We start from the raw sequence: 6751 nt of genomic DNA, 5'->3' as shown, positions 1-6751 counted from the left end.
CAGTTCCTGCAGCAGTTCCAGCGTCTCCATGTCGAGATCGTTGGTCGGCTCATCAAGTACCAGCAGGTTCGCCGGGCGCGCCAGCACGCGCGCCAGGATCAGCCGCGCCCGCTCGCCGCCGGACGCTGGTTCGATACGGCTCGGCACGAATCTGGAGATCGCCACGCTCGACCAGAAGCGCGAGGCGGTCGACCCGCAGGAGACGCTGGCGCAATATCTCACCGACGGGCGCGGCGAGAACCTGGTCATCAATGGCGAGCAGCGCCATGTCGTCTCCTACATGAAGGATTTTCTGTTCAAGCCGGAGCAGGCGCGCACGCCGGTGCGCGAGCTGTCCGGCGGCGAGCGGGCGCGGCTGATCCTGGCGCGCGTGCTGGCGCGCCCGGCGAACCTGCTGGTACTTGATGAGCCGACCAACGATCTCGACATGGAGACGCTGGAACTGCTGCAGGAACTGGTCGCCGGGTTCGCCGGCACCGTCATCCTGGTCAGCCACGATCGCGATTTCCTCGACCGCACCGTCACCAGCGTCATCGCGCCGGACGGTGGTGGCCGCTGGATTGAATATGCCGGCGGCTATTCCGACATGCTGGCGCAGCGCGGCGGCACCCGGCTCGACGACCGCAAGGCGCGCGCCAAGGCCGACGCCGGCGACGCGCCGACCACCAAGGCAGAACCTGCCGTAGCAAAAGGGCCGGCCAAAAAACTGTCGTTCAAGCAGAAGTTCGCGCTGGACTCCTTGCCCAAGAAGATCGAGGCCGTGACAGCGTCGATCTCGCGGCTGGAAAACAACATCTCCGACCCGGCCTATTACGAGCGCGACCCGGCCTCGTTCCAGAAGACCATCGCCGCCCTCGACAAGGAGCGCGCCACCTTGGCCGCATTGGAAGAGGAATGGCTGGAACTGGAGATGCTGCGGGAAGAGATGGAAGGGTAGGTTCCGCCCGCGATCGGGGCAGCTTGATTTTATTGCCTTCCATATCGGAATGCGCATATATTATGCGCATGTCGCGGAGGCCCACCATGCGTAAGATTGCCTTGAATGCGGTCCGTCAGCCAGCAAATCTGTCGATCGACTCAAATCTCATGCGGGAAGCCAAAGGGCTTGATGTGAATGTCTCGCGCGCCGCGGAGGCCGGCATCGCGGAAGCGGTGGCGGCCGAAAAAACGCGGCTATGGAAGCTAGAGAACCGCGCCACGATGGAGTCGTGGAACGACTACATCGAGAAACATGGCGTCCCGTTGGAAGAGTACCGGCAGTTCTGATGCCCCGCTATGATGTCTTCGCCGGTCGCGTCGAAGGCAACTATTTGCTCGACGTTCAATCCGATCTGCTCGACAATTTCAGGACGCGGGTAGTCGTCCCCCTTCTGCCGTTCGCAACGGTGCCGCCGCCGATGCGAAAGCTTCATCCGATCTTCGACATCAACGGCCGGAAGCTGGTTATGGCGACACACCTGATTGCTACCGTTCCGGCAAGCGAATTGGGTGAAAGTCGGCTGAACTTGACGAAACATCACGACGAGATCGTCGCCGCGCTCGACATGCTGTTCCAGGGTTTCTGATCGAAGGCCGCCGTTACGCCGTCTGCTCAGCCCGCCGTTTTCGCTTGCCAGGCCTTGATCGCCTCGTCGAACACCTTCTCGCCGGGAATGCCCTTTTCCATGGTCAGCAATGCCCGCCGTCCGGTCTTGTAGACGACCGGTACGTCGATCCAGTCCTGGCCGCGCAGCAAGGTCATGTTGGCGTCTTCATCGGCCTTGGTGTCGTTGAGCGCGACCAGGAAGAAGCCGTCGGCGATCTTGGCCGGGATGCCGATCAGCGGGCTGCCGGCATCCTGTTCCGAGCTCTTCATGGCGACGCGCAATATGTTGTCGACGCCGCCGCCCTCGAAGCCGTCGGGCGTCAGGAAGATCATCTCGATGATATGGCTCGCCGGCAGGGTCTGGTCGGTGTTGCGGCGGATGGTCATGCGCAACTGGATGTCCTTGCCGGGAATGGTCGCCTCGGCACGGATCGCAGGCTCTGGCGGCAGGTCGCCGCCGGGCGATTCCTGCACCAGCGACCAGACGATGCTGCCGGGCTCGGCCGAACCCTGCGCGGTGCTGGTGCGCTCCTCGTAGAAGATCGCCTTCTGGCCGACCGGAACCGAGCTTTGCGCCGCAGCCGCGGCCGGAGCCGCCGGAGCGGCGCCCGCCGGCGCGGGCGGCGGCGTGGCGGCGGCACCGGCCGGCGCCGCGGGCGCGGTTCCGTTGGCGGGTGGTGTCGTGGGCGGGGTGCCCGCCGCAGGCGTGGTGGCGGCAGCGGGCGTATTGGCAGCCGGTGCGGGAACCGCCGGCGCGGCCGTGGCCGGCGCATTCGTCGCCGTTGGCGGCGTCGTCAGCGCGGCGACGGATTCACCCTCGCCTATGCCGCTTTGTCCACCGCCCGGGCCGGGATCGGTTTCGCCGCCTTCAGGCGTCAGCCGCTGCGTGAATTTCGTGCCTTCGGCACCGGTCGCGGGCGCCGGTGGCGTGGCCGCGGCATCGGTCGCCGGCTTGGCCGGCGCCGTTTTCACCGGTTCGGTCTTGGCAACAACCTTGCTGCCGCCCAGGCCCAGCATCTTGCCGAAGGCATCCTTGTTCAGCCAGATGCCGTAACCGCCGCCGGCAGCGACCAGCAACGCGACGACGGCGGCGATCAGTCCGCCATAGCCGCGCCTGCGTTCAGCTGGGCGCAAACGCTCGAAAGTGTCGGCGCCCGCCGGCGCTTCGTCATTGGCAAAGACATCGTCCTGGTCGTCGTCCCGATCCGCGTCCATTCCCGGCAAGGTCTTCTCCGAAAAGTCCGGAGCGGGCTGGACCGGCGTCGACCTTTGCCAGGCTGGCTCGACCTTGACCGCTGGAGCAGGCCGGTTGGGTTCGGGGTTCGCCACGGGCTGCGCCGGCTTGTACGGCTCCGGGCTGGCCGCGACAGGCGCCTGCCGATACGGGGACGGAGCGGGAATCGATTCGGCCTTGGCCGGCTGCTTGACGTGGCTCGACTGGTTCTTGTTGCGGTCGATGGAGGAAAAGATGTGCTCCAGTTCCGCGAGCGGGTCCGTCTCCGGCACACTCTTGACGTAGTCCCGCTCGACGCCGGCAATGGCGTCGTCCAGCGAGCGTTTCTGCTTGTCTATGGCCTCGGGAGCCAGCGGCGGCGAATATTCCGCAAGCTTCTTCGCCAGCATGGCGCGAACGCTGTTATAGATGCGCGCACGCTTCTCGGGCGTCTCGTCGCCGTGCTTCTCGAACGCGTTTTTCAGAACAGCAACGAAATCTGCCATGCTTCAGTCGACCTGTAGTTTGCCTCCGCGCCGGCCCCCGCAAATCAGCCGCGATGCCCGGAAAGGCTTCAGAAACTAGTCTTGAAACGGATCGGTCACAAGTATCGTGTCGTCCCGTTCCGGGCTGGTGGAGAGGAGTGCGACCGGCGCGCCGATCAACTCCTCTATGTACCGGACATATTTGACCGCCTGGGCCGGTAGATCGTTCCAGCTGCGCGCGCCGGCGGTGGTGCCTTTCCAGCCTTCCAGCGTTTCGTAGATGGGTTCCACGCGGGCCTGCGCGCCCTGGCTTGCCGGCAGATAGTCGATCGTCTCGCCGTCGAGCCTGTAGCCGGTACAGACCTTGATCTCGTCCAGCCCGTCGAGCACGTCGAGCTTGGTCAGCGCGATGCCCTTGATGCCGTTGACGGCAACCGCCTGGCGCACCAGCACCGCGTCGAACCAGCCGCAGCGGCGCTTGCGCCCGGTGACGACACCGAATTCATGGCCGCGCGTGCCGAGGAACTCGCCGATCTCGTTCTTCTGCTCGGTCGGGAACGGACCTTCGCCGACCCGCGTGGTGTAGGCCTTGGTGATGCCGAGCACGTAGCCGATGGCGCCCGGACCGACGCCGGAGCCGGCGGCCGCCTGTCCGGCGACCGTGTTGGACGAGGTGACGAACGGATAGGTGCCGTGGTCGATGTCGAGCAGCGTGCCTTGCGCGCCCTCGAACAGGATGCGCTCGCCGGCGCGGCGCTTGTCGTCGAGCACCTTCCAGACGCGGTCCATGTAGGGGAGGATGTCGTTCGCGACCGAGGTCAATTCCTGCATGATCGCGTCATGCGTGACTTCGCCATGGCCGAGCCCGCGACGCAGCGCATTGTGGTGCGTCAGCAGCCTGTCGACCTTCAGAGGCAAAGTTTCCAAATCCGCCAGATCCATCACCCGAACCGCGCGGCGGCCCACCTTGTCCTCGTAGGCGGGGCCGATCCCGCGCCGGGTCGTGCCAATCTTCGTTCCGGAATTCGAAGCGGCATCCTCGCGGAATCCGTCCAGCTCCCGGTGTACGGACAGGATAAGCGCCGTGTTTTCGGCTATTTTCAGGCGATCCGGCGTCACGTCCACGCCTTGGCCCTTCAGTTTCTCCACTTCGGCGACGAAAGCATGCGGATCGAAGACCACGCCATTGCCGATGATGGACAGCTTGCCTTCCCGCACGACGCCGGAAGGCAGCAGCGACAGCTTGTAGACCTTGCCGTCGACGACCAGCGTGTGGCCGGCATTGTGGCCGCCCTGGAAACGCACGACGACATCGGCGCGCTCCGACAGCCAGTCGACGATCTTGCCCTTGCCTTCGTCGCCCCACTGCGAGCCGACGACCACCACATTGGCCATGTTTCTTTTCCCTTGAGACGCCGCCGCGCGGCTTGGATATGGTTCGAAACGACAGGCCTCTATAGCGTCAAGACCTCGCGAGTGCGACCTTTCTTTGCCGCCGAAAATGCCCTGAGGCACAACAATTTTCGGCTTTGACATCATTTACTTGGACTGACGGGGGCAATAGGCCGGCAAACACCGCAACTCATCCCGCGGCCGGAAGCCCGCGATGCATCGAAGCGCCTACATGTTCCTGCTGCTCACCACCTTGCTGTGGGGCGGCAATTCGGTGGCCGGCAAGCTGGCGGTCGACCACGTCTCGCCGATGACGCTGGTCTTCCTGCGCTGGATGCTGGCCGTGGCAATCCTGCTGCCGATCGGCTGGCGCACGATCCAGGAGGATTGGCCTGTCGTGCGCAGGCACTGGTTCGTGCTGGCGGCGCTGGGCGCCAGCGGCTTCACCCTGTTCAACACCATTTTCTACACCGCGCTCAATTACACCACGGCAATCAATGTCTCTATCGAGCAGGCGGCGATGCCGATCCTGATCATGACAGCCAATTTCGTTTTCTTCCGCCTGCGCGTGAACTGGGCGCAGATCGCCGGCGTGGTGCTGACCATCTTCGGCGTCATCCTGACGGCCTGCCATGGCGATCCACGCCGGCTGCTGACGCTGGAACTCAATTTCGGCGACGCCATCATGCTGGTCGCGGTCGTTCTCTACAGCGGCTATTCGGTCGGGTTGCGGCTGAAGCCGGCGATGCGCTGGCAAAGCCTGATGCTGGCCATGTCGTTCGCGGCACTCATCACCTCGTTGCCCTTTTTCCTGTGGGAGGCCGCCGCCGGCAAGGTGATCGTGCCCGATGCGCGCGGCTGGACGGTCATCGTCTATACGGCGATTGGCGCTTCGGTGATCTCGCAGATTACCTATATCAGGGGCAACGAGCTGATCGGCGCCAACCGCGCCGGCCTGTTCATCAATCTGGTGCCGATCTTCGGCACGCTGCTTTCGGTGCTGATCGTCGGCGAGACTTTCCAGCTCTATCAGGCGCTGGCGCTGGTCCTCGTTCTGGGCGGCATCTGGCTCGCCGAATACAGCGGACGAAAGACGATGCTGAACCGCCGATAGAGCCGCCGTCAGTCAATCGTTCGGCTTTCGCAACGATATCGAAATCCAGCCCGGAATGCAGGCTACGGCACCAATTCCTTGCGCACCGCCGCGATATCGTCGGACGAGACCGCCGGCGCAGAATTGCCCCAGCTGCCGCGCACATAGGTCAGCACGTCGGCGATTTCCTGGTCCTTCAGCCGCCATGCCAGCGAGGGCATCGAAGGCGTGGTCGGAGCACCAGTCGTGTGCACCGCCTGGCTTCCGGCAAGAACGACGCGCGCAAGCGTCTCGGGATTGCCCTGCGCGACGATGGAATTGCCGATGAGGGTGGGGAACAACGCGCCGGCCCCGGCGCCGTCGCCGCCATGGCAGGCCGAACAATTGTCACGGTAGATCGCCTCGCCCGCCACCATCCGCGCTTCGTCGGGCTTGGGCGCCTGCGCACTGCCGGTGTCCGACCCCAGGTTCTTGAGATAGACGGCCACGGCCTTTAGGTCGGGATCCGTCATTTTGGAGGTCGAGTTCTCGATCGCCTCGGCCATCGGACCGGACGCGATCGAATGCGCGTTGACGCCGGTCTTGAGGTAAGCGACCACATCCTCTTGCGACCATTTGCCAAGGCCGGATTGAGCATTGTTGGTGATGTCGGGGGCGAACCAGCCCTGCAGCGACGCCCCTTGCAGGAAGCTGGAGTCCTGATCGGCGCCCAGGAAGGATTTGGGCGTATGGCAGGTCCCGCAGTGCCCGGCCCCCTGGACGATATAGGCGCCGCGATTCCACTCCGCCGACTTGGAGGGATCGGCCTGGAAGCTCGCCTCGCTGAAGTTCAGGAGATTCCAGCCCCACATCGCCAGCCGGATGTTCAACGGGAACGGCAACTGGTTCGCCTCGACCTTGTTCGCGACCGGCTCGACCGTGGTCATGTAGGCCCACAGGTCGGAGATGTCCTGCTCGGTCATCCTGGTATAGGCGGGGTAACG

General features: G+C 64.5%; 7 protein-coding genes and 1 pseudogene. 4 read left to right on the top strand and 4 right to left on the bottom strand.

The window, feature by feature from the left end; all coding sequences use genetic code 11:
* Window positions 1-147, bottom strand: a 147-nt coding sequence (locus EOA36_RS22645) for an ATP-binding cassette domain-containing protein (RefSeq protein ID WP_245464439.1), incomplete at its 3' end; no start/stop codon positions are given.
* Between EOA36_RS22645 and EOA36_RS22640 the strand changes: the two are divergent.
* From EOA36_RS22640 to EOA36_RS22630, 3 genes and pseudogenes are all read left to right on the top strand, one after another.
* Window positions 119-937: pseudogene (locus tag EOA36_RS22640) on the top strand (ATP-binding cassette domain-containing protein); the annotation flags it as partial. The gene EOA36_RS22645 and the pseudogene EOA36_RS22640 overlap by 29 nt on opposite strands.
* Before the next feature lie 86 nt (window positions 938-1023).
* Window positions 1024-1266, top strand: a complete 243-nt coding sequence (locus EOA36_RS22635; RefSeq protein ID WP_127279502.1) for a type II toxin-antitoxin system CcdA family antitoxin — start codon at window positions 1024-1026, stop codon at window positions 1264-1266.
* The gene (locus EOA36_RS22630) at window positions 1266-1565 is read left to right on the top strand and encodes a CcdB family protein (protein WP_127279501.1); all 300 of its coding nucleotides are present in this window, start codon (window positions 1266-1268) and stop codon (window positions 1563-1565) included. The genes EOA36_RS22635 and EOA36_RS22630 overlap by 1 nt, the downstream gene beginning before the upstream one ends.
* A 26-nt stretch (window positions 1566-1591) precedes the next feature.
* Here the strand turns inward: EOA36_RS22630 and EOA36_RS22625 are convergent, their stop codons facing one another.
* On the bottom strand, window positions 1592-3304 hold the full coding sequence (locus tag EOA36_RS22625; protein ID WP_127279500.1) for a hypothetical protein: 1713 nt from the start codon (window positions 3302-3304) through the stop codon (window positions 1592-1594).
* A gap of 75 nt (window positions 3305-3379) precedes the next feature.
* Window positions 3380-4678, bottom strand: a complete 1299-nt coding sequence (locus EOA36_RS22620; RefSeq protein WP_127279499.1) for an adenylosuccinate synthase — start codon at window positions 4676-4678, stop codon at window positions 3380-3382.
* Between the two features lie 211 nt (window positions 4679-4889).
* On the opposite strand from EOA36_RS22620, the gene EOA36_RS22615 reads away from it, so the two are divergent.
* Entirely contained in the window at window positions 4890-5789 is a 900-nt protein-coding gene (locus EOA36_RS22615) for a DMT family transporter (RefSeq protein WP_127279498.1), read from the top strand.
* 62 nt (window positions 5790-5851) lie between these two features.
* On the opposite strand, the gene EOA36_RS22610 is transcribed toward EOA36_RS22615, so the two are convergent.
* Window positions 5852-6751: cytochrome c (locus EOA36_RS22610; protein WP_127279497.1), on the bottom strand; the 900-nt coding region annotated here is incomplete at its 5' end.

The organism is Mesorhizobium sp. M8A.F.Ca.ET.021.01.1.1 (assembly GCF_003998025.1).
GTDB lineage: Bacteria > Pseudomonadota > Alphaproteobacteria > Rhizobiales > Rhizobiaceae > Mesorhizobium.
This window is presented reverse-complemented; position numbering and strand designations above follow the sequence as displayed.